Genomic DNA, 20,848 nt, shown 5'->3' with positions numbered 1-20,848 from the left:
TTACTGCGGGCCGAGCTTGTTGATCAGCGTGCCCAGCATTTCCATCTCTTCGCCGGTCAGGTCGGTCAGCGGCGCGCGCACCGGGCCGCCGTCGCGGCCGACGATGCGGGCGCCGGCCTTGACGATGCTCACGGCGTAGCCAGCCTTGCGGTTGCGGATGGCCAGGTACGGCAGGAAGAAGTTGTCGATCAGGCGGCCTACGGTCTCTTGATCGTCCGCGGCGATGGCGCGGTAGAAGTCCATCGCGGTCTTCGGGATGAAGTTGAACACCGCCGACGAGTACACCGGCACGCCCAGCGCCTTGTAGGCGGCGGCGTAGACCTCGGCCGTGGGCAGGCCGCCCAGGTACGAGAAGCGGTCACCCAGCTTGCGGCGGATGCTGACCATGGACTCGATGTCGCCCACGCCATCCTTGAAACCGATCAGGTTGGGGCAACGGTCGGCCAGGCGGGACAGCTGCTCGGCGTTCAGTTTGGAGTTGGCGCGGTTGTAGACGATCACGCCGATGCCGACCGACTTGCAGACCTCTTCCACGTGGGCGGCGACACCGTCCTGGCTGGCTTCGGTCAGGTAGTGCGGCAGCAGCAGCACGCCGGCGGCGCCAAGGCGCTGGGCTTCCTGCGCATAGGCGATGGCGGTGCGGGTCGGGCCGCCGGCGCCGGCCAGGATGGGCACCTTGCCGGCGCAGGTCTTGACCGCGGTGTCGACCACGGCGGTGTAGTCGGCCGGTGTCAGCGAGAAGAACTCGCCGGTGCCGCCGGCGGCGAACAGCGCGGTGGCGCCGTACGGGGCCAGCCATTCCAGGCGGGCGGCATAGGACTTCGCGTTGAAGTCGCCCTTGACGTCGAAGTCGGTAATGGGGAAGGAGAGCAGGCCTTCAGAGACGATCTGCTTGAGTTCGTTGGGTGCGAGCATTTGCGAAATCCTGATCGGGCCGGCGGCCCAGGGTGGTGACGGCGGCGACCTGCCAGTTGGCGGGACATCCGAGTTATCAGTCATCGTACGACAACGATCATACAAAGGCAATAGGGCTGGAGGGCATTCGCGGGTTTACCGGGGCGGATGTGCCGGCAGCCCGCATAGATCCATGGATGGCACCGGCATTGAGACGTCTGCGGCACCGGCATGAGCCGGCGTGCCCTCTCAACGTTGTAGGACAACGTAAGTGACGGCAAATCAGTAATTTTGATGCTCCCATGCAAAGCCGCCCCGTGCATCGGTTGCCTCCGGCTGGCACACTGGCAACCTGAACCAACGGGGGAAAAGACGGTGGGAGAGTTACAAGCCTTGCTGGAAGACCACGGGCTGATGCTGGTATTCCTGAACGTGCTGGTTGAACAGGCGGGACTGCCGGTGCCGGCGTACCCGATGCTGTTCGTCGCCGGCGCGCTCGGCATGCAGGAAACCGGTCCGTCGATCGGCGCGGTGCTGGCCGCGGTGATTGTCGCCTGCCTGATCGCCGATACCGGCTGGTACTTCGCCGGCCGCCGGCTGGGGCAGCCGATGCTGCGCACCATCTGCAAGGTATCGATCTCGCCCGATTCCTGCATCCGCCAGACCCAGTCGCTGTACCTGCGAGTGGGGCCGCGCTCGCTGGTGGTCGCGAAGCTGCTTCCCGGTGCCGGCGCGCTGTCCACCGCGATGGCCGGCATGACCGGCACGCCGCTGCCCGTGTTCCTGTTCTATGACGCGATCGGTGCCCTGGTGTGGGCCGGCAGCGGCCTGCTGATCGGCGTGGTGTTCAGCGACTTTATCGATACCATCCTGGAGGGCTTCAGCACCTACGGGCATATGGCCGTGGTGGCGGTGGTGGCGGCGTTCCTGGTGTTCCTGGCGTGGCGCTCGTGGCGCCGTTTCCGGCTGCTGCGCATCACCAGGCGCGTGCCGCGCATGAGCGTGGATGAACTGGAATCGCGCCGCCTGGCCGGCACGCTGCCCGTCGTGATCGATGTGCGCGCCCATGGCGACATGCCGATGGAGCGCATCCCCGGCTCGATGGTGCTCGACATGCAGGGTGCGCTCGACAGTCTCGACGCGCTGGGCGTGCCGCCTGCCGAGGCCGACATCGTGGTCTATTGCGCCTGCCCGCACGAGATGTCCGCGGCACTGCTGGCCGAACGCCTGCGCGTTGCCGGCTACCCAAGGACCTGGGCGCTCGCCGGGGGCTTCGACGAATGGAAGCGGCGGCACGGCGAGACCGTGCCGCCCGCCGTCACGCATCCCGATCCGGGCAAGGTGGCGGCACGCTGAAGCGCAAGCCTCAGCGCTTGCCGGCGGTCTGGAATACCGACAGGTCCGGATAGATCGCGCGGATCTTCTCCCACTCGGCGGCATTGAAGAACTGGCACTTGCCGATGCCGAAGCGCTTGGCCACCTCCACGCAGAAGCGCACCGCCTCGGCGATGTCGATCTCGTGGTTGGCCGAGGTGGCGCTGCCTGACACCACCGACTGCGCGGTCACTGCCACGCCCACCACCGGCGCCGCCGTGGCGACGTGCGGCTGCATGATGCTGTTGAAGTGATACAGGCCGTTGTGGTACGGCGTGATGTCCTGCAGCGAGATCGGGAAGGTCACTGCCGGGCAGCCGGTGGTCGATTCCATCGTAGCCACCAGGTCCGGCGCCACGCGCAGGATATAGCCCTGCATCGCCGTCGGCGAGATGGCAAAGCCGCGATGCTTGATGATGCTGTTGCCCTTGGACGCGTCGATCGACAGGATCGCATCCATTTCCGGCAGCACCTGGTAGTCGTTCATGGTGTCGGAGGACACCGGCATGCCCATGAACGGCACCGGGTCGTGCGGCACCATCGAGACATCGGTCGACAGGTGCGTGGTCACGATCACGTCGCCTTGCAGGTGGTCGCCGCGCGCCTTCATCTGCGCGAGCTTCAGCGCCACCGCCAGGCAGCCGATCGGGCCGTCCGCATCGGACACCAGGCCAACCAGTTCCGGACGCGCGCCGATGGCGCCGTTGCGGCCGATCACGCCAAGCGTCGGCGCCTTGCCGCGGCCACGCTTGCCGGCGCTGCCGGGGATCACGATGGTGATGAAGTCGGTGGTGTTGGCCGTGTTCTCGGGGGGCGCGTTGTTGACGGTGGTGACTTGCAAGGTCACGCCGGCGCCGGCGTAGGGCGCGAACAGTTCGCTGACGACCGCACCGTTGGCGTGCGGGCTGTCCAGGGCTTCGTGAATGACCAGCGTCTGCTGCAGGGCCATGGCTTTCTCCAGATGAGGTGCCGGGTCCGCGTGGCGCGGGCCCGGCGTCGGTTGAATCGTTAGAACTGGTGGCGCAGGCCGACCATCACGGTGGTCTGGCTGTCGCGCCCGTCCAGCGGCGTGCCGCTGCCGCCGGTCCAGCTGGTGGTGTTGTTGCCGAACAGGCCCGACCAGTCGCCGTGGACGCGGTCATAGGCCAGCGCCACGTAGGTGTCGGTGCGCTTGCTGAAGGCGTAGTCGGCCACGGCATACGCGGTGGTGCGGTTGCCGCTGAAGCTGTCGGCGCGGGTGCGGTTGTGCATCACGCTGCCGGTCAGCGTTACGTTGCCGGTCACGGCATAGCTCGCGCCCAGCGTGAAGAAGTCGTCGTGGCGGCTGCTGCCGAACACCGAGTTGATCGCCGCGCGGTTGGTCGGCGTGGCCGCGGTCGACATGCTGGTGATGGTGGCCGTGTCGGTGCCGCCCTTGGACGAGTCGAAGCCCGCCTCGCGGTCGCTGTGGAGGTAGTTGGCGAACAGGCTGGCGCGGCCGATCGCGACTTTCAGGCCCGCCAGGTAGATGTTTGCGGTACGGCTCTGGCTGTCGCGGGTCTGCTGGAAGTCGCCGATCGCGGTGATCGGGCCGGCCGCGTACTTCATGCCGAACGACGTGGACGAGGTGGCGCGGGTGTTGCCCGCGGTCTCGCCCAGCGCGTATTCGGCGATCAGCGACACCGGGCCGAAATTGCCGGTGTAGCTGACGGCGTTGTCGTAGCGCTGCCCGGTCAGGTACACCATCCATGAGTTCGACGGTGCCGCGCCCACGCCGAGCGGATCGACGTAGTACAGCATGGTGTTGGCCGTGGTGTATTGCCGGCCCAGCGCCAGCTCGCCCCACTTGTTGCCGATCTTCACGTACGCCTGGCGGCCGAATAGCTGGCCCTGCTGGTCGAACTTGCCGGTGTCGGCCAGGAACCCGTTCTCCAGCACGAAGCCGGCCTTTACCCCGCCGCCCAGGTCCTCGACGCCCTTCAGGCCAAAGCGGCTCCCGGACAGGAAGCCTTCGCCGCCTTGCTGCAGGCCGACCTGCGCATCGCCGGCGGGGTTGGAATGGGTCTGGTACGTCAGCGCGGTATCGATGACGCCGTATAGCGTCACGCCGGACTGCGACATCGCGGCGGTGGGCAGGCACAGCATCAGTGGCAAGGTCAGCCGGGCGGCGTGGCGAAGGGTTTGGCTCATTGTGTTTCTCCTCCAGATGGCAAAAAGGGGGCCGCGCGGGCGGCGCAGACGCGGCCCGCGGGGCAGGGTTTTGTTTGTGTGTTTGTTGTGACCGGGGTTGGCTAGTCGCTAGTCACGCATTCGTCCCGCTGGTTTGCTCCCCTCTCCAGCTTGCGGGAGAGGGGAGGCAACAGTCTGTGCTTCGGCGTTTAACGCATCACTCAGGCCGAAAAGCCCCGCCATTCCTCCATCCCGGCAGGCCCGGTGATCTGCGACAGCGGAAAAGGCTCGCCCTCACGAATGGCCTCGACCCTGCCTTCAGCCGGGAACCACAGCGCATTGCGCTCGCCTAGCACGGTGCCGTGGGTGCCGTCCGAGTACAGCGCCGAACCTTCCGGCAGCGCGAACACCTGTTCGGGCGCATTGATGTGCAGGAACTCGGCCAGGCGCTCTTCCCGGCTTTCGCCGTTGTGGCCCGCGGGCTTGCCGCTGATGAAGTGCGGGTTGACCTGGAACGGCACCAGGCCCAGCGCGCGCAGCGAGGGCGGCTGCACGATCGGCATGTCGTTAGTGGTGCGGATGGTCGGGCAGGCCACGTTGCTGCCGGCGCTCCACCCGACGTACGGCGTGCCCGCGCGCACCCTGGCGCGGATCGCGTCGACGATGCCGGCGTCGTACATGCGCTTGAGCAGCGCGAAGGTATTGCCGCCGCCCACGGCGATGGCTTTGGCTTCCTGCACCGCGCGCAGCGGATTGGCGCTGTGGTGGATCGACTCGAGCGCATAGCCGAGCTTCTCGAACACCGGCTTGACCATGCCTTCATAGGTATCGAAGCTGAAGGTCACGCCCGCGAACGGCACGAACAGCACCTTGCGCGGCTCGCGCTGCAGCAGCGTGTGGATCTGCTCGCCGGCGTGCTCCAGGTAGCCGAGGTTGTCCTTGCGCGAGCTGCTCATCAGGAGGATGCGTTGGGTCATGTCTTGGTATCCGTTTTTTCGGTGATGCGTTCAGGCGATGGCGGCGCGGATCAGTGCGGCGACGCGGTCGATCTCTTCGTGCGTGTTGAAGTAGTGCAGCGACACGCGCGCCATGGTCGGCACGCCGTAGCGCGCCAGGATCGAATCGGCCATGAAGTTGCCCGCTTCGATGATGCATTGCTGCGCTTCCAGCGCGGCCACGATGCGCGCGGGGTCGACGCCGCGCACGTTGAACGGCACGATGCCGATGCGCTGGGTCACGTCGGTGGGACCGTACAGCTCGAAGCCCGGAATCGCGGCGAACTTCGCCACCGCGTACTCAGTCAGGTCGCGCACGCGCGCCTCGATGGCGTCGATGCCGATCGCGGTGGCATAGTCGATGGCGGTGCCCATGCCGAGGATTGCCGGCACGATCGGGCAGCCGGCCTCGAAACGCTTCGCGCCCGCCACCAGCGACAGCGCGCCGGTGTTGCGGTCGCACGCGCCGTTCCACCAGCCCACCAGCATCGGCTCGACCTGCCCGATCAGCGCGCGGCGCACATACAGGAAGCCCGAGCCCTCGGTCGCGCGCAGCGCCTTGCGCCCGCAGCCGGCGAGGAAGTCGCAGTCCAGCTGCGCCACATCGGAACGCAGCATGCCCACGCTTTGCGCGGCATTGACGAGCGACAGCACGCCATGCTTGCGCGCGACCGCGCAGATCTGCGCGGCGGGCTGCACGGCGCCGGTGGAATTGGGCAGGTGCGAGAAGGTCAGCAGGCGCGTGCGCGGCGTGATCGCGGCCTCGAATGCCTGCGCGCTCAGCAGGCCCTCGGCATTGGCCGGCACCGTCTTCACTACAACGCCGTGCGATTGCTCCAGCCGCCGCCACGGCAGCAGGTTGCTCAGCATTTCGGTGTCGGCCACCAGCACTTCATCGCCCGCTTGCCACGCGATGCCGCGCGCGGCGATGGAAATGCTTTCGGTGGCGTTCTTGGTGAAGGCGATCTCGTCGGCCGAGCAGTTGAGCAATCCGGCCAGCATGCCGCGCACGGCTTCCACGCGGGCATAGGTCTCCTTGCGGAACGCCGGCAGGTAGATGCCAACATGGCCGGTATCGAGCAGGTAGCTGCGCACGGTGTCGAGCACGGCGTCGGGCGGAATCGAGGCCGCGGCCGTGTCGAGATAGATGGTGGAAGCCGTCAGCGGAGTGTCGGCGCGGATTGCTTGGATATCCATGGAACGTCTCGGGTAATGACAGGCGGGGCGCGGCGCGCGCGCCCCGGGATGGCTTGCCGCAGGGCTTACTTCTTCAGCTTGGTGACGGAGCCGAAGAAGCTGAAGAGGGCATCGCCGGCGATCACGCCGCCGGCAAAGGCGCTCATCTCGGCCAGATGCTTGTCGCCGCGCAGGCGCTGCACCACGAAGCGGATCAGCAGGCCCGCCAGCACTGCCCAGCCGGCCAGCGGCGAGGCGATCAGCATGCCGGTGGAAAGGAGGATGCCGAGCTGGCGCTTGGAACCGCCGAGCCACTGCAACAGCGCGCCGGGGATCGCCCAGATCACCAGGTTGCGCGCGATCTCCGCCGAGGAGCCGGCCTTGATCGATGCCGCATAGACACGGTCCACCGGCGGGATCAGGCCCTGCGAGAAGAAGGTGCCGTGGAACACGATCACCACCACGGCGGCCACGCCGAAGCCGACCATCGCCGCCAGGAACTGCTGCTTGCGGCCCGCGATTTCGGCCTCCATGTCGCGGCCCTCGCCGCGCAGCAGGTAGCCGGTCTTGAGGTCGTAGCCCATGTCGGCAAAGGCCGGCCCGGTGGCGGCCGAGAAGCCCACCAGCACCGCCAGCGCCGTTGGCGGGAAGCCGATCAGGATGCCGATGGTCAGCGTGATCAGCGCCACCGCGAAGGCCGGGAACCAGCCCGAGTGCATCGCCGCGATGCCGACGATCAGCTCGTGCACATAGGCGGCAAAGGCGGCGTACAGCACGAACACGACCAGCATGCCGAGCGACATGTCGGATACATGCCCGGCCAGCAGCGAGATCAGCAACGCGATCGCCAGGTAGATGAGAAAGCCGCCCGACAGGATGCGGCTGGCGCGCGAGGCCGGGACTTCGATGGTGCGCGCGTCGGCGGCCGGCGCGTTGCGTGCACGGCGGATTTCCATGGCGACCTGGAACAGCGCGACGATGCCCGCGCCGATCATCAGCCCATGCGGGATATAGGCCTTGGCGATATCGATGCCGGTCACGGCCACCGAATAGCCGCGCACCAGCAGGCCGATGCCGAACATGGTCAGCGCCGCCAGGTTGCCCAGGAACGCCGCGCCGAAGGCCGACATCGGCACGCCCAGCCACGCGCCGCCCACGCCCACGGCAATGCCCAGGCCCAGGAACGCCGCCTTGCGGCCGCCGCGGTCGCCGGCCCAGATCGCCTCGGCAGTGGCGATACCCGCCGGCCAGGTGCCGGTGGCGGGGAAGACCTTGCTGCCGAACAGGAAGTACAGCATGGCCCCGTCGACGAACATGGCGATCACCGCGCCGATCAGCATCGGCGTGGCCAGCTCGGGCATGCCCATCGCATACGGCACGCCGATCGGGATCATCAGCGAGTTGGCGGCGCCGAAGGTGGCCGACGAGATCGCGGTCTGGACCAGGTTCTGCCGCTCCAGCACGCGGAAGCGCCGCGTAATCTCCAGCGGGATGCGCGAAAACACGATCGCGATCAGCGCGCCGATGATCGAGGTATTGGCCGATATCCCCAGCGACACGATCAGCTGCATGCCGATCATGGCGCCGAATACCGACAGCGCCACCGATACCAGCAGCAGCAAAGGCTCCATAAAGCGCGACCGTGTCGCGGGCTGCGCCGCCATTGGCGCGTTCAGTTGTGTTGGCATGGTCATGTCTTCCACCGCTCCTCGTAGTGTTGTCTGGTTTTGTGTGTCGTGTGCGCGCGTTTGCGTGGGCCGGCAATCCTGACCCGCTATCGCATGAAGCCCGCCACCGGGCCGATCGTCTTTCGCGCCGCGCGCAGCGCTTCCAGCAGCCGCGGCACGGCCTCGCGCGTCAGCCGCTGCAGCGGGCCGGCGATGGCGAGGGATCCCACCACCGCCTGGGTGTCGCGGTGGTGCAGCGGCAATGCCAGCCCCGCCACCGTGGCCGCGGATTCCTCGCAGGTATAGGCAAAGCCGTCGGCGCGGACCTGGGCCAGTTGCGCGGCCAGTTCCGGCGCGTCGCCGATGACCTGCCGCCGGAACGCTTCCGGCTGGAATGCGAGGATCGCTTTGGCATGCGCGCCGGCGTCCAGCGCGAAGCGCTGGCCCACCTCGATCGAAAAGCGCAGCTGGTGCTGGCTCTGGGCGATGTCCGTGCACAGGCCTTCGTGACCGTCCAGCCACGACAGGAAAACCGTTTCGCCACTTTCCTGCGCCAGCGCCTCCAGCGCGGGCTGGACCACTGCCGCCGGCGAAAACGCCTTGCGCATCACTTGACCCAGTTCGAACCAGCGCAAGCCCAGCCCATAGCGGCCGACGCTGTCCTGCGTCAGGAAGCCATTGGCGGCAAACGTGGCGAGTACGCGATGCACGACGGCGTGGTGCACGCCGCTTTCGCGCGCCAGTTCGCGCACGCCCCAGCTGGGCTGGCGAGCGGTGAAATGGGTGAGGAGCGCGAGCGCGCCGTCCAGGGTCTTGAGCATGACTGACTGCTTTGTGTCTCTATTATAGAGACAACGTCTCTGATACAGAGAAATGCTAGGCCGCGCCCAGACGCGCAACAATCAGGGTTAACGCGCAATCTCCGCCGGTGGCTGGGCGAATATCGACCATGCGCCGTTGCCTATACTTGGCGCAGAGCGACTGCTACGGGAGGCGCCCATGGCTGCGGAAGACCACGGTTTCGGCGACGAAGCGGCCCGCATCGCGCATCGGCGCCGCCAGCTCGGCATCTCGCCGCGCACGCAGGAGCGCCAGCGCAACTGGGCGCTGGCGCTGTCCGGCGGCGGCATCCGCAGCGCCACGTTCTGCCTGGGCGTGATGCAGGCGATGGCCGGCACCGACATGCCGGCGCGCACGCTTGCCACCGCCGCGAACACCGAGGCTCCTCCGACGCCCGCGGCGAACACCGCCGCCGCGGCGCAGGCCGTGCCCGGGATGGCCTCGCTGCTGGCCCAGTTCGACTACTTGTCCACCGTCAGCGGCGGCGGCTACCTCGGGGCCTTCTTCGTCAGCCTGTTCGTGCCGGGCCGCCTGCGCCGCGGCACCGGCCCGGTCCAGGCCGCGGCCGACGCCTACCACACGCTGCAATGCGAGCCGCCCGGGCGCATCCACACCTCGGTCTCCTATGCCGCCGATCCCGGCCGCGGCGCGCTCGCGTGGCTGCGCGAGAACGGTCGCTACCTGTCGCCCACGGGCGCGGGCGACAACCTCTATGCCGCCGCCCTGGTGGTGCGCAACTGGCTGGCCATGCACTACGTGATCGGCAGCGCGCTGCTGGCGTTGCTGGCCCTGCTCGCGCTGCTGCTGCATGGCGCCGCGGGAGCGTGGTACGGGTTCGGGCGCTATGAGATGGACCTGCTGCACGATGCGCGGCAGGCCTTCAACCAGGGCGAGTGCGCGATCTGGTGGAGCCCCTGGCTGTGGCTGCCGCTGGTTACGGTGGTGATCGGCGCGGTGCCGCCCGGCCTGGCATACTGGCTGGTCTACCCGCGCGCCAACGATCCGCAGGCGCCGGCGCGCTTTCTCAGCCCAGCACCGCTGGTGGCGACGCTGCTCGGCCTGCTGTTGCTGGCCGCCGCGCACTGGTCGGAATGGCTCGGTGCCAACCACGTTCCGGCGCAGCTCTTTGCCGCGCTGGGTGTGCTGACGTGGCTGGGCGTGCTGAGCTGCCTGGTGATGCTGCAGGGCGAGCCGCGCACCGTGTCCGGCTATCGCGTGCGCGCCACGCGTGCGCTGCGCACTGCGGTCACGCTGACGCTGTGGCTGGCGGCATTGGGCGTGGCCGATACGGTCGCGCGAACCGCCTACCTGTATGCCCATGCCGCTCATCATCCGTGGGGCGCGGCGCTGCCCGCGGGCGTGCTTGGCGTGCTGGTCTGGCTGGTGCGCTACGGCGCGCGCTGGCTCGACGCAGGCCGCAAGGGCAGCGCCGACACCGCCTGGCGCGCACTGTGGGCGCGCTTGCCGGTCTCGTTGCTGGCCGGCGCGGCCGCGGCGGTGCTGGCGCTGCTGATGTTCGTGCTGTGGTCGTGGCTGGTGCTGTGGGTGCGCTGGGATGGCCGCGAGCCGGTCGACTGGCTGGTGTACGGCACGGCCTACACCGGGCCGGCGCTGGCAATGCTGACTGTCGTGGCGCTGGTGCTGGCGCTGGTCGCCGGCCGCTTTACCGGGTTCCTCAACCTGTCCACGCTGCAGCCCTTCTATGCGGCGCGCCTCACGCGCGCCTACCTTGGCGCGTCCAACGGCGAGCGCTTTGCCGCGCCCGATCCCGATCCGGTGGCGGACCGCCGCCGGCGCGCGCGCTTCAGCGTGGCGGAGCCCGTGCCCGGCGACCAGCTCGGCCTCAACGCCTATTACGATCCGCGCGTGCTGGCGCCGCTGCACCTGATCAACGTGACGCTGAACCTGACCGTCGATCCGGCCGAGCAACTGGTCCAGCGCGACCGCAAAGGCAAGCCGTTGTGCCTGGCGCCCGGCGCCAGCGTGGCCCAGCCGGGCGCCGCGGCCACCATCGCGCCGGATGCCTATGCGCGCTTCACCATCGACGGCCGGCAGTGCTGCCCGGATGCGTCATGGCCCGCATCGGGCAAGCTGTCGCAATCGCTCACGGTGGGCGACTGGATCGCCATCTCGGGGGCGGTGGTGTCAACGGGACTGGGCCGGGCCACCACGCTCGGGACCTCGCTGCTGCTGGGCCTGGCCAACCTGCGGCTGGGCACGTGGTGGCCCTCGTACCCGGCCAGGTATGCGCGCCAGGGCGGAGCCGAGGGCGAGCGGTGGCGCCATCCCGAACGCGCCACGCATCCGTGGCTGGCCGCCGGCATGTTCCGCACGCAGTACTACCTCGGGTGCGAGCTGAGCGCCCGCTTCCATGGCACGCGGCGCGGCTGGCAATACCTGTCGGACGGCGGCCATTTCGACAACACCGGTGTCTACGAGCTGCTGCGTCCGGGTCGGGACGTCGCGCTGATCGTGCTGTGCGATTGTGGCGGCGATCCGGACTATCGCTTCGGCGACCTCGCCAACCTGATCCGGCTCGCGCGCATCGACCATGGCCTGGAGATCGTGGTCGATACCGAGGCCGCCACGCATCCCGTGCTGAGCCGCGTCTTCGGCGTGCCGGACGATTTCATGCCTGGTGTGACGGGCAGCGACCCTGCCGCCGACAAATGCGCGGTGCTGCTCAACGTGTACCGCACCGATCCGGCGTGCGCGGCGCCGCGCGCGCAGGTCTGCCGCATCGTGCTGCTCAAGCCGCGGCTGGTGTCATGGGCGCCGGCCGACGTGCGGCACTATGGCGCCACGCACCCGGCCTTCCCGCAGGAAAGCACCAGCGACCAGTTCTTCGATGAAGCCCAATGGGAAAGCTATCGGGCGCTGGGCCATGCGATCGGCAAGCGGGTGCTGGGCGGCGAAGTGGGAAAGGCGCTGCTTGCGTGATCGAGCCGACTGAACGTTGGCGTCAGCGCACGAAGCCGATCACGTCTTCCAGCCGGCCGCTGGCGTCGCGCAAGGCCTCCAGCAGGCGCGGCACGGCGGCCTCGTCCAGGCGCTGCTGCGGCCCGGCAATCGCCACCGAGCCCACCACCGCGCTGCGGTCGCGCGACCACAGCGGCAGTGCCAGCCCGGCCACGCTGGCCGCGGCTTCCTCGCGCGTATGGGCCCAGCCGCGTTCGCGCACCTCGGCAAGCTGCTGCTCGATGCGCTCGCGGTCCAGCGTGGTGTGAGGGCCCACGCGCGCCATGCCCTGGCGGTAGACTTCGTCGCGGAAGGCATCTTCCTGGAAGGCGAGCATCGCCTTGGCATGCGCCCCCGCGTACAGCGCAAAGCGCTCGCCCAGCTCGATCGAGAAACGCAGTTGGTGCTGGCTCTGCACCAGCCCCACGCACAGGCCTTCATGGCCGTCGAGCCACGACAGGAATACGGTCTCGCCGCTTTGCGCTGCCAGCTTTTCCAGAACCGGGCGCACGATCTCGTCCGGCGAGAAGCTCTTGCGCACCACCTGTCCCAGCTCGAACAGCCGCAGCCCCAGCGAATACTTGCCGGTCGCCGCGTCCTGTACCAGGAAGCCGTTGGCGGCAAAGGTCGCCAGCACGCGGTGCACCACGGCGTAATGCACGCCGCTGTGCTTGGCCAGTTCGCGCACGCCCCAGGTGGGCTGGCGCACGGTGAAGTGCGTCAGCAGGGCCAGCGCGCCGTCCAGTGTCTTGAGAGTCATCGATCGTTCCTTCGCATCGGGCTGAATGGTAAGGGCAAGCGGCGCGAGGCTCAATCCTTGCCGTCGGGCGCTGGTCCGGCGGATACCCACATACCCACGCCGCCCGCAGGGCCGCAAATCCGTCGCCAGCACGTTCCGCGCAGGCTCACTAACATAGCGAACCATCCGCATAGCATCGGGCGGCGCACGTGTGGCGTACGCCGCCCGCCAGACCACAACATGAATCGCGACTCTCTCCCCGCCGGCAACGGCATCGCTTACTCGGTGCTCGACCTGGCTCCCATCCCGCAGGGCAGCGACGCCGGCCAGGCCATGCGCAACTCGCTCGACCTGGCGCGCCATGCCGAGCAACTGGGCTACCATCGCTACTGGCTGGCCGAGCACCACAACATGCCCGGCATCGCCAGCGCCGCCACCGCGGTGCTGATCGGCTATGTCGCCAACGGCACGCAGACCATCCGCGTGGGCTCCGGTGGCGTGATGCTGCCCAACCATTCGCCGCTGGTGATCGCCGAGCAGTTCGGCACGCTGGCCTCGCTGTACCCGGGCCGCATCGACCTGGGACTGGGCCGCGCGCCCGGCACGGACCAGGCCACCGCGCGCGCGTTGCGCCGCCATCTGACCAGCGATAGCGCCGATACCTTCCCGCAGGACGTGGAAGAGCTTCAGGCGTATTTCGATGACGTGCGCCCTGGCCAGCGCCTGCGCGCCGTTCCCGGTGCCGGCCTGAAGGTGCCGATCTGGCTGCTGGGCTCGAGCCTGTTCAGCGCGCAGCTGGCCGCGGCCATGGGCCTGCCGTTCGCGTTTGCCTCGCACTTCGCGCCGGGCTTCATGCGCCAGGCGCTCGACCTCTACCGTCGCACCTTCCGGCCCTCTGAAGCGCTGGATCGCCCGTACGTGATGCTCGGCTTCAACGTCTTTGCCGCGGACAGCGCCGATGAGGCGCGCCGCCTGTTCAGCTCGCTGCAGCAGCAGTTCCTGGCACTGGTGCGCGGCACGCCGGGGCAACTGCGCCCGCCGGTGGACGACATCGAGTCGCTGTGGACCGAGAGCGAGGCCGACCATATCCGCCGCTCGCTGGCGTGCTCGGTGGTGGGCGATCCGGACTCGGTGCGCGCCGGCATGCAGCGCTTTGTCGACGACCTGCAGCCGGACGAGCTAATGCTGACCGGCCAGATCTACGACCACCAGGCGCGCCTGCGCTCCTTCGAGATCGCCGCCGGCGCGGCGCGCAGCCTCAAGGCCAACGCCGCACTTTGAGCCATCCGGTATGGCGCACGCCGCACTTGCGGCGTGCGCTGGCCGACGTCTCCTGATTCCTGCCTGCCATTCTGGTTTGCATCCCGCCGACGCGCTCGGATACATTAGAAGGCCGAGACCAGACAGAGGCGTGGCCACCCAGGCACGCGCCCGCACAGTCCGCCCGATCCGCCCCCCTCAGCAGGCTCCCGGGGCCGACGGCAGCGACGACCAGGAGACAGCGATGGACCTGCGGCAACGCGAGCACATCGAGACGGTGGTCCAGGCCACCACATACCTAGCCCCGCCCGCCGTGCTGGCGGACCGGATCGCGCACGACGCCATCATCCAGAACTCATGGCGGCGCTGCGTGCACCAGTACGGGCTCGATCCCTCGCGCATGCAGGAAGCGCGCATCCTGCCGCAGCCGCGGCTGCGCGAACACCAGGAACGCATCGACGATTTCGCGCGCATCGCGCGCCACGGCCTGCAGAGCCTGTACGGGCAAGTGGCCGCACTGGGCTACGTGGTGCTGCTGACCGATGCGCAAGGCGTGACGGTCGACTATATCGGCGATGCGCGCACCGATGCCGCACTGCGGCACGCCGGCCTCTACCTCGGCGCGGAATGGAGCGAGAGCGGCGCCGGCACCTGCGCGGTGGGAACGGCGCTGGTCACCGGCCAGGCACTGACGGTGCACCAGGCCGACCATTTCGATGCAACCCATATCCCGCTGACCTGCACCGCCGCGCCGCTGTTCGACACGCACGGCAACCTGCACGCCATCCTCGACATCTCCGCGCTGACCTCGCCGCACGCCAAGGACAGCCAGGGGCTGGCGTTGCAGCTGGTACGCATCTATGCCGCGCATATCGAGAACGCCAACTTCCTGCGCGCGCACCGGCGCGACTGGATCCTGAAGCTGAACGTGGCGCCGGAGTTCGTCGACGTCAATCCCGAATACCTGCTGGCGCTGGACGAGGTCGGCCGCATCGTCGGCCACAACCACCGCGCCCGGCTGATGCTGGAGGGCGAGCTGGGCGGCGCGGCCGGCGCCACCGTGCTCGGCCAGCGGTTCGAGACGCTGTTCGGCGCCCGGCTGGAAGACCTGGGCAACTATGTCTACTCCCGGCCCAGCGAGCAGCGGCTGGTGGCGCTGAACCGCAGCGGCGGGCTGCTATACCTGAGCGTGATGCCACCCGCGCTGCGCTGGCAGGCTCCCGCGAAGGAAGCGCCGGTGGTTATGCCCGAGGCGCTGGCCGCGCTGACCGGCGGTGACGCTGCGCTGCAGCAGCAATTGCAGCGCGCCGCGCGGCTGGTCGATTCGCCGATCAACCTGCTGATCCACGGCGAGACCGGCAGCGGCAAGGAATTCTTCGCCAAGGCCCTGCACCAGGCCAGCGCCCGCCGCGGCGGCCCGTTCATCGCGGTGAACTGCGCGGCGATCCCGGAAACGCTGATCGAGAGCGAGCTGTTCGGCCACCTGCCCAACAGCTTCTCCGGCGCCGGCCCGCGCGGCAAGCGCGGGCTGATCCAGGAAGCGGACGGCGGCACGCTGTTCCTGGACGAGATCGGCGACATGCCGCGCGAGCTCCAGTCGCGGCTGCTGCGCGTGCTGGCCGAAGGCGAGGTGCTGCCGGTCGGCGCCGCGCGGCCGGTGCCGGTGCGGCTGCGCGTCATTTCGGCGACGCACCACAGCCTGGAGCAACTGGTCGCCGAGGGACGCTTCCGCGAAGACCTCTTCTACCGCCTGAACGGCGCCCGTTTCGAACTGCCGCCGCTGCGCGCACGCCACGACCTCGACTGGCTGATGGCCAAGCTGCTGCAGGAAGGCGCCGCCGCACCCGTAACGCTGTCGCCGGCGGCACGCGAGCGGCTGCATCGCCATAGCTGGCCGGGCAACCTGCGCGAGCTGCGCAATGTGCTGGAATACGCGCGCGCCGTCTGCACCGGCGGCTATATCGATGAGCACGACCTGCCCGACGGCCTCGGGATCGCGGCCATCGCCGCTGCGCCGGCACAAGCTGCGCAGGTTGCCGGCGACAGCGCCGCCGCGCCATTCGACCCGCACCAGCTGCCGCCGGAAGGCATGCTGCTGATGCAGTACCTGCGCGCTTCCGGCTGGAACCTGAGCGCGGTCGCGCGCCAGATCGGCATCAGCCGCATGACGCTGTACCGGCGCATGGAGCGTTATGGCATCCAGTCGCCTAACCGGCGCGACGGGGCCGACGATGAAGGCGGCAAGCCCATTCACTGAGCGGTCGCGCGATACGGTTGTCCACCCGCTGTACACCTGTGCTGTGACACCTGTCACAGCGCACCGCCCCGTCTTGCCTTTTCGCCGCGGGTAATCCCTCGGTTTTTGCGCGTTTCTCGCCCTGCGCGCGCTGGCACAGCCATTGCAATTTGCCTGTCACCACAACGACAACAGGAGACAGGCAATGGGGCACGCAGCCGGCGCCGGCACGCCACTGGTCGGCATCATCGCCAACCCGATTTCCGCGCGCGATATCCGCCGCGTGATCGCCAACGCCAACAGCCTGCAACTGGCCGATCGCGTCAATATCGTGCTGCGCCTGCTGTCCGCGCTGGCGGCATGCGGCGTGGGCCGCGTGCTGATGATGCCGGACCGCGAAGGACTGCGCGTCATGCTGGCGCGGCACCTGGCGCGCCGGCAGGGACCCGACTCCGGCCTGCCTGCCGTCGAATACCTCGACATGCCCGTGACCGCGCGCGTCGACGACACGCTGCACGCCGCGCGCTGCATGGCCGATGCCGGCGTGGCCGCCATCATCGTGCTCGGCGGCGACGGCACCCACCGCGCGGTGGTGCGCGAATGCGGCGGGGTTCCCATCGCCGGCCTGTCGACCGGCACCAACAACGCCTACCCCGAGATGCGCGAGCCGACCATCATCGGCCTCGCCACCGGGCTCTACGCCACCGGGCGCGTTTCCGACAAGCACGCGCTGGCCTCCAACAAGCGGCTCGACATCGTCATCCGCGACGGCGATGGCGGCTTTCGCCGCGACATCGCGCTGGTGGATGCGGTGATCTCGCACGAACACTTCATCGGCGCGCGCGCCTTGTGGAAGACCGACACGCTCGCAGCGGTCTATGTGTCGTTCGCCGATCCGCAGGCCATCGGCCTGTCGGCCATTGCCGGACTGCTCGAACCGCTGGGCCGGCGCGAGCCCGGCGGCCTGGCGATCGAGCTGGCCGCGCCGGGCGAGGGCGAATTCGACCTGCGCGCGCCGATCGCGCCGGGACTGTTGTGCACGGTGCCGGTCGCCGGCTGGCAGCGTCTCGAACACGGCCGCCCGCACCGCGTGCGCCAGCGCAGCGGCATTGTCGCGCTCGACGGCGAACGCGAGCTGGCCTTCGGCCCTGACGACGAAGTCACCGTGACCCTGCATGAACACGCTTTTCGCAGCATCGACGTGGCGGGCTGCATGCGCTATGCCGCGCAGCATCGGCTGATGCGCAGCAGCAACCCGTTGCTTTCCTGCCTTTCCTGAAGTGCAAACCTTGATAGAACGAAGGAGACAGACATGACAGCCAGAGCTTCACAAGCTTCCGCCTTGCTGCCGCTCGACAAGGAGACCCTGCTGACGGTGTACCGGAAGATGCGCACCATCCGCGATTTCGAGGAACGCCTGCACGTGGACTTCGCGCGTGGCGACATCCCGGGCTTCGTCCACCTGTACGCAGGCGAGGAGGCCGCGGGCGTCGGCATCCTGCACCACCTGCACGATGGCGACCGCATTGCCAGCACGCACCGCGGCCACGGCCACTGCATTGCCAAGGGTGTGGATCCGGTGGCGATGATGATGGAGATCTATGGCAAGAAGGGCGGTTCATGCAACGGCAAGGGCGGCTCGATGCATATCGCCGACCTGTCCAAGGGCATGATGGGCGCCAACGGCATCCTGGGCGCGGGTGCGCCGCTGGTCTGCGGCGCCGCGCTGGCGGCCAAGTTCCGCGGCAAGGGCGAGGTCGGCATCACCTTCTGCGGCGACGGCGCTTCCAACCAGGGCACCTTCCTGGAAAGCCTGAACCTGGCCGCGGTGTGGAACCTGCCGGTGATCTTCGTGATCGAGAACAACGGCTATGCCGAGTCGACCTCGCGTGACTATGGCACCGCGGTGGACAGCTACGTCGACCGCGCCGCCGGCTTCGGCATCCCCGGCGTGACTGTCGACGGCACCGACTTCTTCGCCGTGCACGAGGCCGCGGGCGAAGTGATCCGCCGCGCGCGCGAAGGCGGCGGCCCGTCGCTGCTCGAATGCAAGATGGTGCGCTTCTACGGCCATTTCGAGGGCGATGCGCAGACCTATCGCGCCGCCGGCGAACTCGACGATATCCGCGCCAACAAGGACTGCCTGAAGCTGTTCGCCCGCACCGTGACGCAGGCCGGCGTGGTCGCGCGCGAGGAACTCGACACCATCGACCGCGAAGTCGCCGCGCTGATCGAGCACGCCGTGCAGGAAGCCAAGGCCGCGCCGCTGCCCGGCCCGGAAGACCTGCTCACCGACGTCTACGTCAGCTACTGATCGCCTCTCGCCAACCAGACGGCTAACCGAACTATCAGGAGACAAACATGGCTCGCAAACTGAGCATCAAGCTGGCGATCAACGAGGCGATCGACCAGGAAATGACCCGCGACCCCAGCGTCATCATGCTGGGCGAAGACATCGTCGGCGGCGCCGGCGCGGATGGCGAGAAGGACGCCTGGGGCGGCGTGCTGGGCGTGACCAAGGGACTCTATGCCAAGCATGGCGACCGGCTGCTGGATACGCCGTTGTCGGAGTCGGCCTATGTGGGCGCGGCCATCGGCGCCGCGGCCTGTGGCATGCGCCCGATCGCCGAGCTGATGTTCATCGACTTCATGGGCGTGTGCTTCGACCAGATCTTCAACCAGGCGGCCAAGTTCCGCTACATGTTCGGTGGCAAGGCCGAAACCCCGGTGGTGATCCGCGCCATGGTCGGCGCGGGCTTTCGTGCCGCCGCGCAGCACAGCCAGATGCTGACGCCACTGTTCACGCATATCCCCGGGCTCAAGGTGGTATGCCCGTCAACGCCGTATGACACCAAGGGCCTGCTGATCCAGGCGATCCGCGACAACGACCCGGTGATCTTCTGCGAGCACAAGAACCTGTACGGGCTGGAAGGCGAGGTGCCGGAGGGCGCGTACGCGATCCCGTTTGGCGAGGCCAATATCGTGCGCGACGGCAAGGACGTGTCGATCGTCACCTACGGGCTGATGGTGCACCGCGCGCTGGAGGCGGCGGCCACGCTGGCGAAGGAAGGCATCGAAGCGGAAGTGATCGACCTGCGCACGCTGTCGCCGCTGGACATGGACACGGTGCTGGAATCGGTCGAGAACACCGGCCGCCTGGTGGTGGTGGATGAAGCCAGCCCGCGCTGCAATATCGCCACCGATATCTCCGCGCAGGTCGCGCAGCAGGCCTTCGGCGCGCTCAAGGCCGGCATCGAGATGGTGTGCCCGCCGCATACGCCGGTGCCGTTCTCGCCGACGCTGGAAGACCTGTATATCCCCGGCGCCGCGCAGATCGCTGCTGCCGCGCGCAAGACGGTGAAGGGAGGCAAGCAGTGATGGCAAGCGCAGCAATTACCCCGATCGTGATGCCCAAGTGGGGCCTGTCGATGAAGGAAGGCACGGTCAATGCCTGGCTGGTCGACGAGGGCGCCGAGATCAGCGTGGGCATGCCGATCCTCGATGTGGAAACCGACAAGATCGCCAATGCGGTGGAGGCGCCGGACGCCGGCACGCTGCGCCGCAAGGTGGCGCAGGCCGGCGACGTGCTGCCGGTCAAGGCGCTGCTTGGCGTGCTGGCCCCGGCGGAGGTGAGCGATGCGGATATCGACGCGTATGTATCGGCTTATGAAGCGCCCGCGGACGACGGCGACGAGGAAGACGCTGCCGCCGCGTACCAGTTCGCCGACGTGGACGGCGTCCGCGTCCGCTACGCCCGCAAGGGCAGCGGCGCCGAGACCGTGCTCTTCATCCACGGCTTTGGCGGTGACCTGGACAACTGGCTGTTCAACCTCGATCCCCTTGCCGACGCGTACACGGTCGTGGCACTGGACCTTCCCGGCCATGGACAGTCGTCGCCGCGGCTCGCGGGCACGACGCTGGCGCAGATGGCCGGCTTTGTAGCGCGCTTCATGGACGAGACCGGGATCGACGCGGCGCACCTGGTCGGCCATTCGATGGGCGGCGGCGTGGCGGCGCAGCTCGCCGTGGACTCGCCGCAGCGGGTGTTGTCGATGGCACTGGTGTCGCCGGTGGGCTTTGGCGAAGCGGTCAACAGCGGCTATACCGAGGGCTTCGTCAATGCGCAGTCGCGGCGAGAGCTGAAGCCGGTGATCGAACTGCTGTTCGCGGATGCCGGGCTGGTCAGCCGGCAGATGCTCGACGACCTGCTGCGCTACAAGCGGCTGGATGGCGTGACCGAAGCGCTGACGTCCCTGGGCCAGGACCTGTTCGCCGGCGGCAGGCAGAAGGAGCAGCCCGGCCAGCGGCTGGCCGGCAGCGGCAAGCGCGTGCTGGTGGTGTGGGGCGGCCAGGACCGCATCATCCCGGCGGAACATGCCGAGGCGGCGCCGCCCGGCGCTACCGTCAAGGTCTTTGCCGACGCCGGCCATATGAGCCAGATGGAGAAGGCCAACGACTTCAACGCGCTGCTCAGGCAGCACCTCGGCGGCTGATGCCGCGGCGCGGGCGGCGGCGTGCGCTGCCGCCCGCCTTTGTCCTCCATCCACCGAATCAGGACGAC

At 68.5% G+C, this 20,848-nt stretch carries 16 protein-coding genes; 8 read left to right on the top strand and 8 right to left on the bottom strand.

Translation table 11 applies throughout. The features are described 5' to 3' along the window. Positions 1 to 915 (bottom strand): 5-dehydro-4-deoxyglucarate dehydratase, encoded by a 915-nt coding sequence (kdgD, locus tag AC5WJ1_RS21500; RefSeq protein ID WP_135703429.1) that lies wholly within the window; start codon positions 913 to 915, stop codon positions 1 to 3. A gap of 354 nt (positions 916 to 1,269) precedes the next feature. On the opposite strand from kdgD, the gene AC5WJ1_RS21495 reads away from it, so the two are divergent. Further along, positions 1,270 to 2,250: a DedA family protein/thiosulfate sulfurtransferase GlpE gene (locus tag AC5WJ1_RS21495; protein WP_135703430.1), complete on the top strand. Its 981-nt coding sequence runs from the start codon at positions 1,270 to 1,272 to the stop codon at positions 2,248 to 2,250. Positions 2,251 to 2,260: 10 nt separating this feature from the next. Here the strand turns inward: AC5WJ1_RS21495 and AC5WJ1_RS21490 are convergent, their stop codons facing one another. The 6 genes from AC5WJ1_RS21490 to AC5WJ1_RS21465 all read right to left on the bottom strand — a co-directional run bounded on the left by AC5WJ1_RS21490 (position 2,261) and on the right by AC5WJ1_RS21465 (position 9,075). Further along, positions 2,261 to 3,217, bottom strand: coding sequence for a DUF1177 domain-containing protein (locus AC5WJ1_RS21490; protein ID WP_133097066.1), 957 nt, complete (start codon positions 3,215 to 3,217; stop codon positions 2,261 to 2,263). A gap of 59 nt (positions 3,218 to 3,276) precedes the next feature. Continuing rightward, entirely contained in the window at positions 3,277 to 4,437 is a 1,161-nt protein-coding gene (locus AC5WJ1_RS21485; protein ID WP_494476948.1) for a porin, read from the bottom strand. 200 nt (positions 4,438 to 4,637) lie between these two features. After that, positions 4,638 to 5,393, bottom strand: coding sequence for a dipeptidase PepE (pepE, locus tag AC5WJ1_RS21480; RefSeq protein ID WP_135703432.1), 756 nt, complete (start codon positions 5,391 to 5,393; stop codon positions 4,638 to 4,640). 30 nt (positions 5,394 to 5,423) lie between these two features. Then, positions 5,424 to 6,608, bottom strand: coding sequence for an aminotransferase class V-fold PLP-dependent enzyme (locus AC5WJ1_RS21475; protein ID WP_135703433.1), 1,185 nt, complete (start codon positions 6,606 to 6,608; stop codon positions 5,424 to 5,426). A gap of 65 nt (positions 6,609 to 6,673) precedes the next feature. Continuing rightward, the gene (locus AC5WJ1_RS21470) at positions 6,674 to 8,281 is read right to left on the bottom strand and encodes an OPT/YSL family transporter (RefSeq protein WP_434034306.1); all 1,608 of its coding nucleotides are present in this window, start codon (positions 8,279 to 8,281) and stop codon (positions 6,674 to 6,676) included. 80 nt (positions 8,282 to 8,361) lie between these two features. Further along, a complete protein-coding gene (locus AC5WJ1_RS21465) occupies positions 8,362 to 9,075 on the bottom strand; it encodes an IclR family transcriptional regulator (protein ID WP_135703435.1) in 714 nt (237 codons plus the stop codon). A gap of 178 nt (positions 9,076 to 9,253) precedes the next feature. Here AC5WJ1_RS21465 and AC5WJ1_RS21460 point away from each other — a divergent pair, with 178 nt between their 5' ends. Further along, positions 9,254 to 12,034 carry a hypothetical protein gene (locus AC5WJ1_RS21460; protein ID WP_434034305.1) on the top strand — a complete coding sequence of 927 codons (2,781 nt, stop codon included), beginning with the start codon at positions 9,254 to 9,256 and terminating at the stop codon, positions 12,032 to 12,034. 22 nt (positions 12,035 to 12,056) lie between these two features. Here AC5WJ1_RS21460 and AC5WJ1_RS21455 read toward each other — a convergent pair whose 3' ends face one another. After that, on the bottom strand, positions 12,057 to 12,812 hold the full coding sequence (locus tag AC5WJ1_RS21455) for an IclR family transcriptional regulator (protein ID WP_135703437.1): 756 nt from the start codon (positions 12,810 to 12,812) through the stop codon (positions 12,057 to 12,059). 219 nt (positions 12,813 to 13,031) lie between these two features. Here AC5WJ1_RS21455 and AC5WJ1_RS21450 point away from each other — a divergent pair, with 219 nt between their 5' ends. From AC5WJ1_RS21450 to AC5WJ1_RS21425, 6 genes are all read left to right on the top strand, one after another. Further along, positions 13,032 to 14,072, top strand: a complete 1,041-nt coding sequence (locus tag AC5WJ1_RS21450; RefSeq protein WP_135703438.1) for an LLM class flavin-dependent oxidoreductase — start codon at positions 13,032 to 13,034, stop codon at positions 14,070 to 14,072. Between the two features lie 223 nt (positions 14,073 to 14,295). Next, positions 14,296 to 16,308: a sigma-54-dependent Fis family transcriptional regulator gene (locus AC5WJ1_RS21445; RefSeq protein WP_133097058.1), complete on the top strand. Its 2,013-nt coding sequence runs from the start codon at positions 14,296 to 14,298 to the stop codon at positions 16,306 to 16,308. A gap of 184 nt (positions 16,309 to 16,492) precedes the next feature. Then, on the top strand, positions 16,493 to 17,566 hold the full coding sequence (locus AC5WJ1_RS21440; protein WP_135703439.1) for an ATP-NAD kinase family protein: 1,074 nt from the start codon (positions 16,493 to 16,495) through the stop codon (positions 17,564 to 17,566). A 33-nt stretch (positions 17,567 to 17,599) separates the two neighbouring features. Next, entirely contained in the window at positions 17,600 to 18,601 is a 1,002-nt protein-coding gene (locus AC5WJ1_RS21435; protein ID WP_133097056.1) for a thiamine pyrophosphate-dependent dehydrogenase E1 component subunit alpha, read from the top strand. 47 nt (positions 18,602 to 18,648) lie between these two features. After that, complete coding sequence (locus tag AC5WJ1_RS21430) at positions 18,649 to 19,665, top strand: alpha-ketoacid dehydrogenase subunit beta (protein ID WP_135703440.1); 1,017 nt, start codon at positions 18,649 to 18,651, stop codon at positions 19,663 to 19,665. Continuing rightward, positions 19,665 to 20,780: an acetoin dehydrogenase dihydrolipoyllysine-residue acetyltransferase subunit gene (locus AC5WJ1_RS21425; RefSeq protein WP_135703441.1), complete on the top strand. Its 1,116-nt coding sequence runs from the start codon at positions 19,665 to 19,667 to the stop codon at positions 20,778 to 20,780. The genes AC5WJ1_RS21430 and AC5WJ1_RS21425 overlap by 1 nt, the downstream gene beginning before the upstream one ends. The last annotated feature ends 68 nt before the right edge of the window (positions 20,781 to 20,848 follow it).

It is taken from the genome of Cupriavidus sp. MEYA8 (assembly GCF_059278825.1).
Note: the sequence above shows the minus strand (reverse complement) of the source record. Positions and strands in the feature narration are given on the sequence as shown.